The 13,141-nt window shown below is 67.5% G+C and carries 14 protein-coding genes and 3 tRNA genes; 10 read left to right on the plus strand and 7 right to left on the minus strand.

Features of this window, described 5'->3' with window-relative positions; translation table 11 throughout:
• The first annotated feature begins 89 nt into the window (after positions 1 to 89).
• The 5 genes from pgsA (at position 90) to WS62_RS16895 (ending at position 2,537) form a co-directional block, all read left to right on the plus strand.
• Positions 90 to 683 carry a CDP-diacylglycerol--glycerol-3-phosphate 3-phosphatidyltransferase gene (gene pgsA / locus WS62_RS16875; protein ID WP_066485484.1) on the plus strand — a complete coding sequence of 198 codons (594 nt, stop codon included), beginning with the start codon at positions 90 to 92 and terminating at the stop codon, positions 681 to 683.
• A gap of 157 nt (positions 684 to 840) precedes the next feature.
• Positions 841 to 916, plus strand: a tRNA-Gly gene (locus tag WS62_RS16880).
• Between the two features lie 60 nt (positions 917 to 976).
• A tRNA-Gly gene (locus tag WS62_RS16885) sits at positions 977 to 1,052 on the plus strand.
• 113 nt (positions 1,053 to 1,165) lie between these two features.
• A tRNA-Cys gene (locus tag WS62_RS16890) sits at positions 1,166 to 1,239 on the plus strand.
• A 308-nt stretch (positions 1,240 to 1,547) separates the two neighbouring features.
• Complete coding sequence (locus WS62_RS16895) at positions 1,548 to 2,537, plus strand: CPBP family intramembrane glutamic endopeptidase (protein ID WP_066572844.1); 990 nt, start codon at positions 1,548 to 1,550, stop codon at positions 2,535 to 2,537.
• Between the two features lie 266 nt (positions 2,538 to 2,803).
• On the opposite strand, the gene WS62_RS16900 is transcribed toward WS62_RS16895, so the two are convergent.
• Together WS62_RS16900 and WS62_RS16905 are read right to left on the minus strand one after the other, a co-directional pair.
• Positions 2,804 to 3,316, minus strand: coding sequence for a GAF domain-containing protein (locus WS62_RS16900; RefSeq protein ID WP_066572846.1), 513 nt, complete (start codon positions 3,314 to 3,316; stop codon positions 2,804 to 2,806).
• Between the two features lie 145 nt (positions 3,317 to 3,461).
• On the minus strand, positions 3,462 to 4,367 hold the full coding sequence (locus WS62_RS16905) for a LysR family transcriptional regulator (RefSeq protein WP_066572848.1): 906 nt from the start codon (positions 4,365 to 4,367) through the stop codon (positions 3,462 to 3,464).
• A gap of 126 nt (positions 4,368 to 4,493) precedes the next feature.
• Between WS62_RS16905 and WS62_RS16910 the strand changes: the two genes are divergently transcribed.
• Positions 4,494 to 5,360, plus strand: a complete 867-nt coding sequence (locus tag WS62_RS16910; RefSeq protein WP_066572851.1) for a pirin family protein — start codon at positions 4,494 to 4,496, stop codon at positions 5,358 to 5,360.
• Between the two features lie 32 nt (positions 5,361 to 5,392).
• On the opposite strand, the gene WS62_RS36540 is transcribed toward WS62_RS16910, so the two are convergent.
• Entirely contained in the window at positions 5,393 to 5,542 is a 150-nt protein-coding gene (locus WS62_RS36540) for a hypothetical protein (protein WP_156441019.1), read from the minus strand.
• Here WS62_RS36540 and WS62_RS16915 point away from each other — a divergent pair.
• The gene (locus tag WS62_RS16915; protein ID WP_066573021.1) at positions 5,541 to 6,047 is read left to right on the plus strand and encodes a GNAT family N-acetyltransferase; all 507 of its coding nucleotides are present in this window, start codon (positions 5,541 to 5,543) and stop codon (positions 6,045 to 6,047) included. The two genes, WS62_RS36540 and WS62_RS16915, sit on opposite strands and share 2 nt — an antisense overlap.
• A gap of 54 nt (positions 6,048 to 6,101) precedes the next feature.
• On the opposite strand, the gene WS62_RS16920 is transcribed toward WS62_RS16915, so the two are convergent.
• Genes WS62_RS16920 through WS62_RS16930 form a run of 3 tightly spaced genes read right to left on the minus strand, consistent with a single transcriptional unit; the run spans position 6,102 to position 8,114 of the window.
• Positions 6,102 to 6,974 (minus strand): cytochrome c oxidase assembly protein, encoded by an 873-nt coding sequence (locus tag WS62_RS16920; RefSeq protein WP_066572855.1) that lies wholly within the window; start codon positions 6,972 to 6,974, stop codon positions 6,102 to 6,104.
• Positions 6,975 to 6,984: 10 nt separating this feature from the next.
• Complete coding sequence (locus tag WS62_RS16925) at positions 6,985 to 7,431, minus strand: copper chaperone PCu(A)C (RefSeq protein WP_066572859.1); 447 nt, start codon at positions 7,429 to 7,431, stop codon at positions 6,985 to 6,987.
• Between the two features lie 26 nt (positions 7,432 to 7,457).
• A complete protein-coding gene (locus WS62_RS16930; protein ID WP_066572862.1) occupies positions 7,458 to 8,114 on the minus strand; it encodes an SCO family protein in 657 nt (218 codons plus the stop codon).
• An 83-nt stretch (positions 8,115 to 8,197) separates the two neighbouring features.
• On the opposite strand from WS62_RS16930, the gene WS62_RS36545 reads away from it, so the two are divergent.
• The 3 genes from WS62_RS36545 to otsA are packed head-to-tail and all read left to right on the plus strand — an operon-like array spanning position 8,198 to position 10,654.
• Positions 8,198 to 8,470 (plus strand): hypothetical protein, encoded by a 273-nt coding sequence (locus WS62_RS36545; RefSeq protein WP_156441020.1) that lies wholly within the window; start codon positions 8,198 to 8,200, stop codon positions 8,468 to 8,470.
• A 1-nt stretch (position 8,471) separates the two neighbouring features.
• Positions 8,472 to 9,281 carry a trehalose-phosphatase gene (gene otsB / locus WS62_RS16940; protein WP_082721036.1) on the plus strand — a complete coding sequence of 270 codons (810 nt, stop codon included), beginning with the start codon at positions 8,472 to 8,474 and terminating at the stop codon, positions 9,279 to 9,281.
• The gene (gene otsA, locus WS62_RS16945) at positions 9,278 to 10,654 is read left to right on the plus strand and encodes an alpha,alpha-trehalose-phosphate synthase (UDP-forming) (RefSeq protein ID WP_066572864.1); all 1,377 of its coding nucleotides are present in this window, start codon (positions 9,278 to 9,280) and stop codon (positions 10,652 to 10,654) included. Before otsB ends, otsA begins: the two co-directional genes overlap by 4 nt.
• A gap of 333 nt (positions 10,655 to 10,987) precedes the next feature.
• Here otsA and WS62_RS16950 read toward each other — a convergent pair whose 3' ends face one another.
• The gene (locus WS62_RS16950) at positions 10,988 to 12,841 is read right to left on the minus strand and encodes an ABC transporter ATP-binding protein (protein WP_066572865.1); all 1,854 of its coding nucleotides are present in this window, start codon (positions 12,839 to 12,841) and stop codon (positions 10,988 to 10,990) included.
• Positions 12,842 to 13,141 lie beyond the last annotated feature (300 nt).

The following is a 13,141-nucleotide window of genomic DNA, read 5'->3' on the forward strand; positions in this document are numbered from 1 at the left end:
GCCCGCGCCGGGCGCTTCGCCGGGCGCTTCGCTTGTGGCGGCGCGGGTGACGCGGCACAATGGCAAATCCTTCAATCGTGTCGCGTGCCATGCCGTTCAACTTCCCGATTTTCCTGACGTGGGTGCGAATCGTGCTGATTCCGCTCGTCGTCGGCGTGTTCTATTTGCCGGACGCGATGCTGAGCGCCGACCATCGCAACCTGGCGGCGGCGGTGATCTTCATTCTCGCCGCGCTGACCGACTGGTTCGACGGCTATCTCGCGCGCAAGTGGAACCAGACGTCGGCGTTCGGCGCGTTTCTCGATCCCGTCGCCGACAAGCTGATGGTGACGGCGGCGCTCCTGATGCTCGTGCAGCTCGCGCGCATCGACGCGGCGATCGCGCTCGTGATCGTCGGCCGCGAAATCGCGATCTCGGCGCTGCGCGAATGGATGGCGCAGATCGGCGCGTCGAAGAGCGTCGCGGTGAATTCGCTCGGCAAGTTCAAGACCGCGTGCCAGATGGTCGCGATTCCGATGCTGCTGTACTACGGGCGGCTGCCGTTCGGCGGCGGCGTCGCGATCGACACGCGCGTATGGGGCGAATGGCTCATGTATCTCGCGGCCGTGCTGACGATCTGGTCGATGCTCTACTACATGAAGCTCGCGTGGCCGCAGATTCGCGAGCGCGGCGGTGCGGCGTGAACGCTTGAAACGCGTGCCCGGATCGCGCGTCGAAGCGGGCGATGACGCGATCGAAGAAAAAGGGTGCGAAAAACGCTTGACACATAAATCCTGTTTCACCATAATCTCGTTTCTCCACTGCGCGACGCCTGACGCAGTGCGGTGGATGAAGCAAAACGCGGGAGTAGCTCAGTTGGTAGAGCGCAACCTTGCCAAGGTTGAGGTCGCGAGTTCGAGACTCGTCTCCCGCTCCAGGTTTGAAAGCAGCGTTTTGCTTGGCGCGTTGTTCGGCAAACATGCAGATGCAGGACGATGCGGGAGTAGCTCAGTTGGTAGAGCGCAACCTTGCCAAGGTTGAGGTCGCGAGTTCGAGACTCGTCTCCCGCTCCAGAACAAGGGGAAGCCGAGCTTCCCTTTTTGTTTGATAGGCCCGACGGCCTTCAATCGAAATCTGTTGATCGTTGCAAGCCGGCCGGTTTCGCGACGTTTGGCAGTCCGCTTACGGCGCGATAGCAAAGCGGTTATGCAGCGGCCTGCAAAGCCGTGTAGGCCGGTTCGACTCCGGCTCGCGCCTCCAGAAAAAGCCCTGATTTATCAGGGCTTTTCTTTTTTCTGCTCCGCTCGATCCTTGTAAGGCAGTCGTCTAGAGTGGTACAAAGTCGCGTCTAACCAACCAAGAAACACCGCTGACCACCCGTAGATTGGCTAATTGGCAATCGAGGCGAGTGGACCGCGCATGGCGAACAAACGACTGCGGCCGTCAGGCACGTGGGAATACACAATCAAACGAGCAAAGCTTCGACCAAAGCCACTTTCGCGGACGTTCCAATCCGAGGAGGAGGGTGACGCATACGTTGTCCATTTCAACTTCGAGCGGGAGCGCACTTGGAGCCGATCCATTCGAATTCGCCCGCGCCGTCGGGCGGCGCGTCGACGTCGGCGTCGGCCAGACGACACGGCGGCCGTTTGCGCCGAATCTTCTTCGGCCATGACGGCTTGCGCGCGCCGTGGGGCGCGTTGCTGTTCGTCGGGATTTTCGTCGGCGCGATCGCGGGATTCGCGTTTGTCTCGCACCGGCTGTTGCCGATGCCCGCCGACGATCAGGCGTTGCCCGTCGCAAACGGCGCGGTCATGGAGGCCATGCAACTCGCTTCGGTTGCGCTCGCAACCATCGTGCTCGCGTGGATCGAGCGCCGCTCGCCGTTTTCCTATGGGCTGCAAGGCCGCGCGCGTGCGTCGCGCTTCGCGGCCGGCATCGCGTGCGGCTTCGCGGCGATTTCGGCGCTGGTATTCGTATTGTGGCAAGCCGGACTGCTGCGCTTCGACGCGCCGGCGATCCACGGCATCCGCGCGTGGGAATACGCGGCCGTCTGGGCCGTGATGTTCCTGATGACCGGGATCTTCGAGGAGTCGCTGCTGCGCGGCTACCTGCTCTATACGCTCGCGCGCTGGCTCGGCTTCTGGTGGGGCGCCGTGTTGCTGTCGGCGCTCTTCGGCGTGCTGCACGTCATCAGCCCGGACGAGTCGATCATGGGACTCGCGTCGGCGATGCTGTTCGGGCTCGTCTTCTGCCTGTCGCTCTGGTATACGGGGTCGCTCTGGTGGGCGATCGGCTTTCATGCGGCATGGGACTGGGGCGAATCGTATTTCTACGGCGCGCCGGACAGCGGCCGGCTTGTCGAGGGCGTGCGGCTGACCGCGCATCCCGTCGGCCATGCGCTGCTGAGCGGCGGGGCGGCCGGGCCCGAAGGCAGCGTGCTGGTTGTGCCGCTGCTCGTCGTCATCGTGCTTGCGATGTGGCGATGGTGGGGGCGCGGTGGGCGAGCTTCGCGGTTCGAGTGGCGCAGCGTCGGTGGCCGGGAAGCGCAGCGATAGATTCGGATGGCGGGATGCGCGGAGCGCGAAGCCGGCCGTCTTCAGCCGAATCGACAGGCGTGCCGATCGTGTGCAGGGCCCGCGCCGCGCTCGACCGACCGACTGGGGCGCGAATCTGTCGACTGGCACGCCTGTCGACATGCTCAGCGCGGCTCCGAGTGTGCCGCCGCGCCGACAGATGAATGCGCGCCTGTGTTCGGGCGTCGATCGTGACGCTCGGCGGCGATGCCGTCCGCTGTGCGGCCGGCATTGTCCGGATGCCTGACTTACTTGCCGAGCCGAGCCGCGTTCTCCCACGCGATGTCGACGAACACCCGGCACAGCGCCTCCATGCCTTTTGCATCCTCTTCGTCGAAGCGGCCGATCAGCGGGCTGTCGACGTCCCACACGCCGATCAACGCGCCGTCGCGCGCGACGAGCGGCACGACGATCTCCGACTGCGAGGCCGAATCGCAAGCGATGTGGCCGGGGAACGCGTGCACGTCGTGCACGAGCTGCGTGCTGCGCGTCTGCGCAGCCGTCCCGCACACGCCCTTGCCGAGCGGAATGCGCACGCATGCGGGCTTGCCCTGGAACGGGCCGACGACGAGCTCGCGGCCGTCGTGGAAATAGAAGCCGGCCCAGTTGAGGCCGTCGAGCGAGTGATAGACGAGCGACGAGAAGTTCGCCGCATTGGCGACGACGTCGGTTTCCGACTCGACGAGCGCGCGCGCCTGTGCGACGAGCGTTTCGTAGAGCGCGGGCTTCGACGACGGAAGGGCTTCGGAGAGCGCGAACATGAGCGATGTGACGTGACGGTTGAACGGCGGCCGCGCGCGGCCGTGGTGGCTTGCGCAGTCTACGGGAATTCGGCGTCGTGCGCGGCGTAACCGCGCGCGCGTTCCGGGTTCGAGCGCGCATGGCATCGGACGCCCGCATGCGCCCCTAATCGGGCTCGAGCGCGGCGAAGCGCTGCGCGAGAAAGTCGAGCAGCGCGCGCACGGATGGCAGCAGTCCGCGGCGCGACGCGAACACCGCATGCACGATCTCGCGCCGCGGCGCCCAGCTGGGCAGCAACTGCCGCAGCTCGCCGCGCGCGATCTGGTCGCGGACCATCATCGTCGGCAGCTGGACGACGCCGACGCCCGCAACGGCGGCCGCGCGCACCGCGAACATCCCGCGCGTGACGAGCCGCGGCCGATGGCGGATCGCCGCGTGTGCGCCGCCAGGGCCATGGAGATTCCACGCGTGCTCGTCCTGCGGCAGCCCGATCGCGAGGCTCGGCAGCGCGGCGAGATCGGCGGGCACGTGCGGCACACCGGTACGGTCGAGAAGCCGCGGGCTCGCGACAATGCACTGTCCGCGTTCGGCGAGCACGCGCAGCACGAGATCGCTGTCCTCGAGCGGTGGCGGCCGCACGCGCAGCGCGACATCGATTCCCTCGCCGACGACGTCGACGCGCCGATTGGTTTCCTCGAGATGGATCTCGACGAGCGGGCATTCGGCCATGAACGCCGCGATCATGTCGCCGACGAGCGTATCGAGCAGCGCGACGGGGCACGTCATTCGAACGATGCCGCGCGGCTCGGCGCGCATCAGCGCGACCGCTTCGTCGGCCGCATCCGCCTCGACGAGCATCGCGCGGCAATGCGTGTAATAGGTCTGCCCGACGTCCGTGACCGCGAAGCGGCGCGTCGAGCGCTGGATGACGCGCATGCCGATTCGCTCTTCGAGGAGCGCGATCCGCCGGCTGAGCTTCGACTTCGGCATGTTGAGCGCGCGCCCGGCGGGCGCGAAGCCGCCGTGGTCGACGACCTGGACGAAGTAGTAGAGATCGTTCAGATCCCGCATGATCTATCGTTCTCCAGATGGAACGCTGCGTGCGATTTGCGTAGGCTACCGAAGTTATCGTTCCGATTCTATCTTCTATCCATCGATTGAAGCGATCGCTTCGACCATGAACGAAAGGAGAGGAAGATGAAGAAAATCGTCGGCGTGTACAGCGCGCCTCGCTCGCATTGGGTCGGCGACGGCTTTCCGGCGCGGTCCCTGTTCAGCTACGACAGCCACGGCGCGCATCTGAGCCCGTTCCTGCTGCTCGATTACGCCGGCCCCGCACGCTTCGAGCCGACGACCCGCCGGCGCGGCGTCGGCGGGCATCCGCACCGCGGGTTCGAGACGGTGACGATCGTCTATCAGGGCGAAGTCGACCATCGCGATTCGACGGGCGCGGGCGGCCACATCGGTCCGGGCGACGTCCAGTGGATGACGGCGGCGGGCGGCATCCTGCACGAGGAATTCCATTCGGCGCAGTTCGCGCGCAACGGCGGCATGCTCGAGATGGTGCAGCTGTGGGTGAACCTGCCCGCGAAGGACAAGATGTCGGAGCCCGGCTATCAGACGCTCTTGAACGACAGCATCCCGTCCGTCGAGTTGCCCGACGGCGCCGGCCGCGTGCGGGTGATCGCGGGCGAGTTCGGCGGCCGTCGCGGGCCGGCGCGCACGCACACGCCGCTCGACGTGTGGGACGTGCGCCTCGAGCAAGGCGGCCGCGCGCGCTTTGGCGTCGACGAAGGCCGCACGCTCGCGCTCGTCGTGCTGCGCGGCACCGTGCTCGTGAACGGCGACGAAGTCGTGCGCGAAGCGCAGTTCGTGCAGTTCGCGCGGGACGGACGCGATGTCGAGATCGAGGCGAACAACGACGCGACGCTGCTGTGGCTGAGCGGCGAGCCGATCGACGAGCCGATCGTCGGCTACGGGCCGTTCGTGATGAATAGCGAAGCGGAGATCCGTCAGGCGGTCGACGATTTCAACAGCGGCCGCTTCGGCAAGATGAGCGCGTAAGCGCGGCGCCCCGCGACGAGCGGGGCTTTTTTCTATGCGCGGCTGTCGCGAACGAGTGCGCGTGTGCGGATGCTGCCGCTGACGAGCATCGGCGGTGCATCGGCATTGCGTTCGCGTTCGAGGCATAATCGACCATTGCGCGCTTTGCAGCAGCGCCGCCATTCATTCGGAATTTCGATCATGTCTTCATCCACGACCGCCGCTTCGTCCGTTATCGCCGGGGAGCCGTCGGCATCGCTCGAATGGCGCTGGAAGCCGTTCGATGCGCTGACGCCACAGGAAATCTACACGATCCTCGCCGCGCGCAGCGACGTGTTCGTCGTCGAGCAGAACTGCGTTTACCGCGACATCGATCATGCCGATTCCGACGCGTGGCACCTCGGTGCATACGACGCGCAAGGCCGTCTCGCGTGCTATCTGCGCGTGCTGCTGCCCGACGCGACGGAGCCGGACATCCGGATCGGCCGCGTGCTGACGACGCAGCCGTTTCGCGGAATGGGTCTTGGCAACGCGATGCTCGCGGCCGCGCTCGAGCGCATTCGCGCGCAATGGCCCGACACGCCGATCAGCCTGCACGCGCAGGCGCATTTGCAGAAGTTCTACGGCGCGTTCGGTTTCGCGCCCAGTTCGGACGTGCACGACGAAGACGGCATTCCGCACGTGTGGATGCGTTCGCCCACGCGATGAACGCCGCGCCGAACCCGCCGATGCGGCATGCGGGTTCGGTGCGCATCGCGTTCGTCAGGACGTCGGGCGGGCGGCGCGGGCGCGCGCGAGTTCGGCGCGCGCCGACCGCTCGTCGGCCAGCCGGCCGCGTGCGGACAGCCGCATCCAGTGCCGCAGCGCGATCAGCGCGCCGATCACGCTCATCATCGAGCCGGGAATCCACAGCAGCAGCCCGCCGATCTGCTGGTCGCGCAGCGGGCTCAGCCACGTGAACGCGCGTCCGCAGATCGAATAGATCGGATACAGCTCGTGCGGCGTGAAGAAGATCAGCGCGCCGAGCAGGATCTGCGGCGGGATCGCCGCGACGGCGATCAGGATGCGCCGCCCCGGCGCGAGCCGCGCGGGCGGCGCGGGACGCGGATCGACGACGAGCCACCAGAACAGCAGTCCGTCGATCACCATGCTCCAGTTCATCACGCGGTAGAGCCGCCAGTCGAGCATCGCGACGAAGTGGATCGGCGACAGCAGCCAGAAATAGATCAGGCCGACGAACAGCACGACCGCGACGACCGGATTAAACACGATGTCGAGCGTTGCGCGCACGATCGGCTGCGCGAGCGCGGGGCGCACGAAGCGGCGCCGCCACGCGAACGGGATGCCCGCGCGGATCGCCGCGCCGGGATACGACAGCGCAATGAAGAACGGCCCGAGGTGATGCAGCACCAAGTGCTGCGCGCGGTGCATGAAGAACTCGTGCTCGAAGAAGTAGTCGAGCCGCGTGTGCAGCGCGACGTAGAGCGCCGTCAGCCCGAGCCAGAACGAGAACTGCCGCAGCGGCGACACCTTCGCCTTGCGCGCGCCGCGCGCGAACAGCACGCCGGCCGCGAGCACCGCGATCACGACGGTGGGCGACGGCTCCCACGGCTCGAGCCAGTACAGCAGGTTCATCGCGCGGGACTTACTTGGCGGTCGCGGGCGATTTCACGACGAACGGCGCGTCGAGCTTCTCGCCGTCGGAAAACTGCATGCGCAGATGCACGGTGTCGCCCGGCTTGATCGCGCGCTTCGGCGCTTCGAGCATGAAGTGATAGCCGCCCGGCGCGATGTCGACCTTGCCGCGCGCGGGGATCGTCAGCTTGTCGACCATCTCCATCTTCTGCGTCGAGCCGCTCGACACGGTCTGATGCAGCATCGTCATGCCGTACTCGGGACTCTCGACCTCGACGAGGTCGATCGGCTTGTCGCTCGCGTTGACGAGCGTCACGTAGCCCGCGGCGGGCAGCTTGTTCGGCAGCCAGCGCACCCATGCGTTTTGCGCGCTGATCGAAGCGGCGCCGGCGGCATAGGCGTGCAGACTGAGCGAGAGGGCAGCGAGCGCGGCGAGGGATTTGAGTTTGAGCGTCATCGGCTAGGCGGTAAGTGAGTTCCGGTTCAGGAACGGTTGACGATGATCCGGCGCAGATCGGCGGCGATCGCGTCGGGGGAATCCTGATCGGTCGCGAGCAGGCGCGCGCGGCCTTGTGCATCGAACATATAGACGGCAGAGCTGTGCGTGACCTCGTAATTGCCGTTCGGATCGCGCTTTTCCATCTGATACGCGACGCGGTAGCGCTTCGCGAGCGACTCGATCTGCCGCTCGCTGCCGGTGAGGCCGTACGCATGCTCGGCGTCGAATGCGCCGACGTAGTCGCGCATCGCGGCCGGCGTGTCGCGCGCCGGGTCGACCGACACGAACAGAATGCGCACGTCGTTGCGCGCATCGGGACCGAGCAATGCGAGTACCTGCATCAGGCGCGCCATCGTCTCGGGGCACACGTCCGGGCAATGCGTGTAGCCGAAGTAGACGAGGGCGGCGCGGCCGCGGAACGCGGAGGCGTCGATCGGCTTGCCGTCTTCGCCCGTGAGCGAGAACGTCAGGTCAGGCAGATGGCCCGTCACGTTCGCGAGGCGCCAAGGTTCGCCGCGCGGCGTGCAGCCGGCGAGCGCGGCCGCCGCCGCGCACGCTGCGGCGAAGCGGATCACGCGCGCGCGGCGGGCGGAAGCCGGCGATGCGGCGCGCGTGCGCGCCGCGAAAAGGGGAAACGGCATCGGCGAATTCGGTTCGAAGCAATCGTGCGCGACGGCGACGCGCGGCGGTCTCGGGCTCGATCGCGGCGCGTGGCGCGGACGCCGTGGATGCCGCATCGATCGCGCCGCGCCTCCGGCGCATTGCCGCGTCGCGGCCCGTGCGCCCCGTCCGGCTGCGCGCCGCGAGCCTGGCGCCGCGGCGGATCGGCGTCGCGCTGTTTCTGTTAGCGGTTGCGACTGTAGCGCAATTTGATCGGGATCGTCTTTTCGAAACGCGCGCGGTGCACCGAACCGGGGCAAAATGTCGCAGCAATGCGCATGCGTCGGCCGCGCGTCGCAGGCCCGCGCTTTTGTTCATCCTGCACGAGGCGCGGTAAGATGCGCACATTCGCCCGGCGGGCGCGCCCGCCGGCAGCCATTCTCATCAGCGAATCGATGCAATCCATCCCGCTTTCCCTTCCCCTGACCCGCACCGCGTTCTTCTTCGATTTCGACGGCACGCTCGTCGACCTCGCGCCGACGCCCGACGCGATCCAGGTGCCGCCCGACGTGCCCGCGCTCGTCGACGAGCTGCGGCGGCTGGCGCACGGCGCGGTTGCGATCGTGTCGGGGCGCGGCATCGACAGCATCGACGCGTTCCTCAAGCTGCCCGATCTGCCCGTGGCCGGCCTGCACGGCGCCGAGCGGCGCGACGCCAACGGCGACACGCAGCGGATCGGCTTCGACGATCCGCGTCTGCTGCGCATCGAGCGCGAGCTCGCGGCGGTCGTCGACCGGCATCCGGGCATGCTGCTCGAGATCAAGGGCGCGGCGCTCGCGCTGCACTTTCGCAACGCGCCCGAGCGCGAAAGCGCCGCGCGTGCGGCGGCGGAGCGGCTCGTCGCCGATTATCCGGACGCATATGTGCTGCAGCCGGGCAAGATGGTGTTCGAGATCAAGCCGAAGGGCGTCGACAAGGGGCGCGCGGTCGCCGCGTTCCTGAACGAGCCGCCGTTCGCCGGCCGCATGCCGGTGTTCGCCGGCGACGATCTGACCGACGAGCAGGGCTTCGCCGTCGTCAATGCGAACGGCGGGCTGTCGATCAAGGTCGGCGCGGGCGACACGACGGCGCGCGCGCGAATCGATTCGGTCGCCGCGTTCCGCGAGCAGCTCGCGCGCTGGATCGACGCGGGGCGCGCGTCGGCATGAGTCGTCTCATCATCGTCTCGAATCGGGTCGCGCCGATCTCGGAGGGGGAGCCGGCCGCGGGCGGCCTCGCGATCGGCGTCTACGACGCGCTGAAGGAAACGGGCGGCATGTGGTTCGGCTGGAGCGGCGAGGTGGCCGCGTCCGGTGCGCCGCAGATCCGCGTCGAGGAGCACGGCCCTGTCACGTTCGCGACGATCGGCCTGTCGCGCCGCGACTACGATCAGTACTACCGCGGTTTTTCGAATGCGACGCTGTGGCCCGCGTTCCATTACCGCGCAGACCTGATCCAGTTCGACCGCCACGAGTTCGAAGGCTACTCGCGCGTGAACGTGTGGCTCGCGCAGCAGCTCGTGCCGCTTTTGCGCGACGACGACGTGATCTGGGTGCACGACTATCACCTGATTCCGTTCGCGCGCGCGCTGCGCGCGGCGGGCGTGAAGAACCGGATTGGCTTCTTCCTGCACATTCCGTTTCCGGCCGCGCAGGTGCTCGTCAACGTGCCGCCGCATCGCGAGCTCGTCGAGGCGCTATGCTCGTTCGACCTGCTCGGCTTCCAGACCGAGACCGATCTTCGCGCGTTCTTCGAGTACGTTGAATACGAAGCGGGCGGCGCCGTCGATCGCACCGCGCGCACGGCGCGCGTCCACGCGTTCGGGCGCACGCTGCGCGCGGCCGCGTATCCGATCGGCGTCTATCCGGACGAGATCGCCGCGCTCGCGAAGGCGGGCGAGAACGGCCGCGCGGTGCGTTCGCTCGCGGCGTCGCTGCGCGGCCGGCAACTCGTGATGAGCGTCGACCGGCTCGATTATTCGAAGGGACTCGTCGAGCGCTTTCGCGCGTTCGAGAAGCTGCTCGAGCACGAGACGTCGTTTCGCAATCACGTGTCGTTCCTGCAGATCGCGCCATCGACGCGCGCCGACCTGCGCGCGTACCAGGACATCCGCCGGCAGCTCGAAGGCGAGTCGGGGCGCATCAACGGCCGTTTCGCGGAGCTCGACTGGGCGCCGATCCTCTACATCCACCGGCAGTACGAGCGCACGGTGCTCGCCGCGCTGTACCGGCTCGCGCGCGTCGGCTACGTGACGCCGCTGCGCGACGGGATGAACCTCGTCGCGAAGGAGTACGTCTCCGCGCAGGACCCGGACGATCCCGGCGTGCTCGTGCTGTCGCGCTTCGCGGGCGCCGCGTACGAATTGACGGGCGCGCTGATCGTCAATCCGATCGATATCGGCGGGATGGCCGACGCGTTGTCGCGTGCGTTGTCGATGCCGCTCGCCGAGCGGCGCGCGCGTCACGCCGACATGCTCGCCCGGCTGCGCGAGAACAACGTGTCGGTGTGGCGCGACAACTTCCTGCGGGATCTCGGGCGATAGGGCGCGGCGGCGCCGGCTGACGGCTGCTGCTTGCCGGTGTTCGGGGCAACGCGTTCGCGTGCGCAATGTGTGTCGAGAGCGAAATTTGCGAAGCCAGAGAGCCGGGACGCAACGTGCGAGAGGCGAAAGGCGAAAGGCCGGACATGGCGACTACTGGGCGCCGCGCCAATCGTTCATGGCGCGTGCGACGAAAAGGCCCGACCGGCATATGCCGGTCGGGCCTTTTTACTGTTGAAGCTCCGAGCTTGTCCATCTCGTGCCGATCGAGCCGAGCACTATCGGCTCGATCGGCACGCACCGCCGCCCGCGAGGCGCGCCGCACGGCACGCGACGTTACGCGACGCGCTCGTCGCCCGACGCCGACGAATCTTTGCCGCCGCGGCGCTCCGCCGGCGCGGGCAGGTGCCGGCCGTGCTGCTTCGCGAGCAGGTCGCGATAGAGGCCCGGGCGGCTGCACAGCACGTCGGGGCTGCCGTCGTCGATCACCTTGCCCGCGCTCATCACGATGATCCGGTCGAAGTTGCGCAGCGTCGACAGCCGGTGCGCGATCGCGATCACCGTGCGGCCCGTCATCAGCCGGTCGAGCGCTGCCTGGACCGCTTCCTCGGATGCGCTGTCGAGCGCCGACGTCGCCTCGTCGAGGAGCAGGATCGGTGCGTTCTTCAGGATCGCGCGCGCGATCGCGATCCGCTGACGCTGGCCGCCCGACAGCTTCACGCCGCGATCGCCGACGATCGTCTCGAAGCCTTCCGGCATCGCCTCGATGAACTCGGTGCAGCGCGCCTCGCGCGCGGCGGCGAGCACTTCCTCGTGCGTCGCGTCGGGGCGGCCGTACGCGATGTTCTCGTAGATCGACCGGTGAAAGAGCGAGATGTCCTGCGGCACGAGCGCGATCGACTGGCGCAGGCTCTCCTGCGTGATCGAGCCGAGGTCCTGGCCGTCGATCCGGATCGCCCCTTGCTGGATGTCATAGAAGCGCTGCAGCAGCGCGAGCACCGTCGACTTGCCCGCGCCCGACTTGCCGATCAGGCCGACGCGCTGGCCGGGTTCGATGTGCAGGTCGAAGTGGTCGAGGATCGACCGGCGGTGCGGATACGCGAACGTCACGCGCTCGAAGTCGACGCGGCCGCCGCGCGGCGCGAGCGCGACGGCGTCCGAGCGGTCGGGCATCCCGTGCGGCTCGAGGAGCGTCTTCACCGCTTCGGCGAGGCGCGCGACGTGCTGCGTGACGTCGACGAGCGCGACGGCGAGATCGCGCGTGCCGTGCAGGATCGTGAAGCCGAGCGAGCTGACGAGCACGATGTCGCCCGACGTCGCGCGGCCCTGGTCCCACAGCCACAGCGCCCAGCCGAGGAGGCCCGCCGACAGCATCGCGGTGATCACCGCGTGCAGCAGACGCAGCTTTTCCAGATAGAGCAGGCTCTGCTGGCGCGCGTCCATTTCGGCCTTGACGGTCGCGCCGAAGCGCTTTTGCTCGCGCAGCGTCATGCCGAACGCGCGCACGAGCCCCATGTTGCCGATCACGTCGACGAGTTCGCCGTCGACGGCCGCCGCCCTCGCGGCGAAGCGGTGGTGGCGCACCGAGCCGCGCCTCGCGAGCTTGAACAGCACGATCGCGAGCACGGCCGAGCACGACAGCAGGCCGAGCGCCATCAGCGGATTGACGACGATGATCATCAGGATCGCGCCCATCACCGCGATGCACGGCGGCAGCACGTTCCACGCCATCGTGTTCTCGGCCGTGTAGATCGCGTTCGACGTCGCCGTGATCCGGCTCGCGAGCGTGCCGGGCTGCTTCTCCGCATAGTAAGTCTGCGAGTGGCCGCTCAGATACTGGAACAGGTCGCGGCGCAGGTCGCCCGTCACCGCGACGAACGTGTGCGCGGCGACCCAGCCGCCGACGCGCCACAGCAGGTTGTCCGCGGCGATGAGGCCGACGAGGAGCGCGAACGCGCCCCAGAGCGGGCCCGGATGATGGCGGCCGGCGGCGAGCACGTCGATCAGGTGCTTGATCGCATATTGCGAGCCGAGCGCGCAGCCGACCGCCGCGAGCACGCTGACGAGCACGATGACGTGCGCGACGGGGTGCATCCGGATGTAGCGGAACAGAAACGCGAGCGGCCGATCGGCGTAGCTCGCGAGCTTCGCGTTGTAGACGTTGCGCTGGGCAGGGTTGAGAGCTTCCAAAATCAGTGCGTGTGGTGAAACGAGGGTTGAACGCCGCGCCCGAACGTCGCGCCGAGAAGCAGGCGAAAGCCGGCATTGTAATCAAGCCGGTGCGTCGCGCTGCGCCCGAGTTGCGTAACGCCGGGGTATGCGACTCATTTTGGGATAAAATTTTGCGTCTTGTGGCGCGTTCCTCTCGTGTCGTTCGACGAAAATCGCCGCGCGCACGGCCTGTCCGCGCATGGAGCGGAGGCAGACGCAACTACTCTAAAACGGTCTTCAGGTCAGGGGATTGGCAAAGTGTTGCGTCTTTGTAACAAC

Origin of the sequence: Burkholderia sp. ABCPW 14 (genome assembly GCF_001523835.1) — a bacterium.
In the GTDB taxonomy this organism is placed as follows: domain Bacteria; phylum Pseudomonadota; class Gammaproteobacteria; order Burkholderiales; family Burkholderiaceae; genus Burkholderia; species Burkholderia mayonis.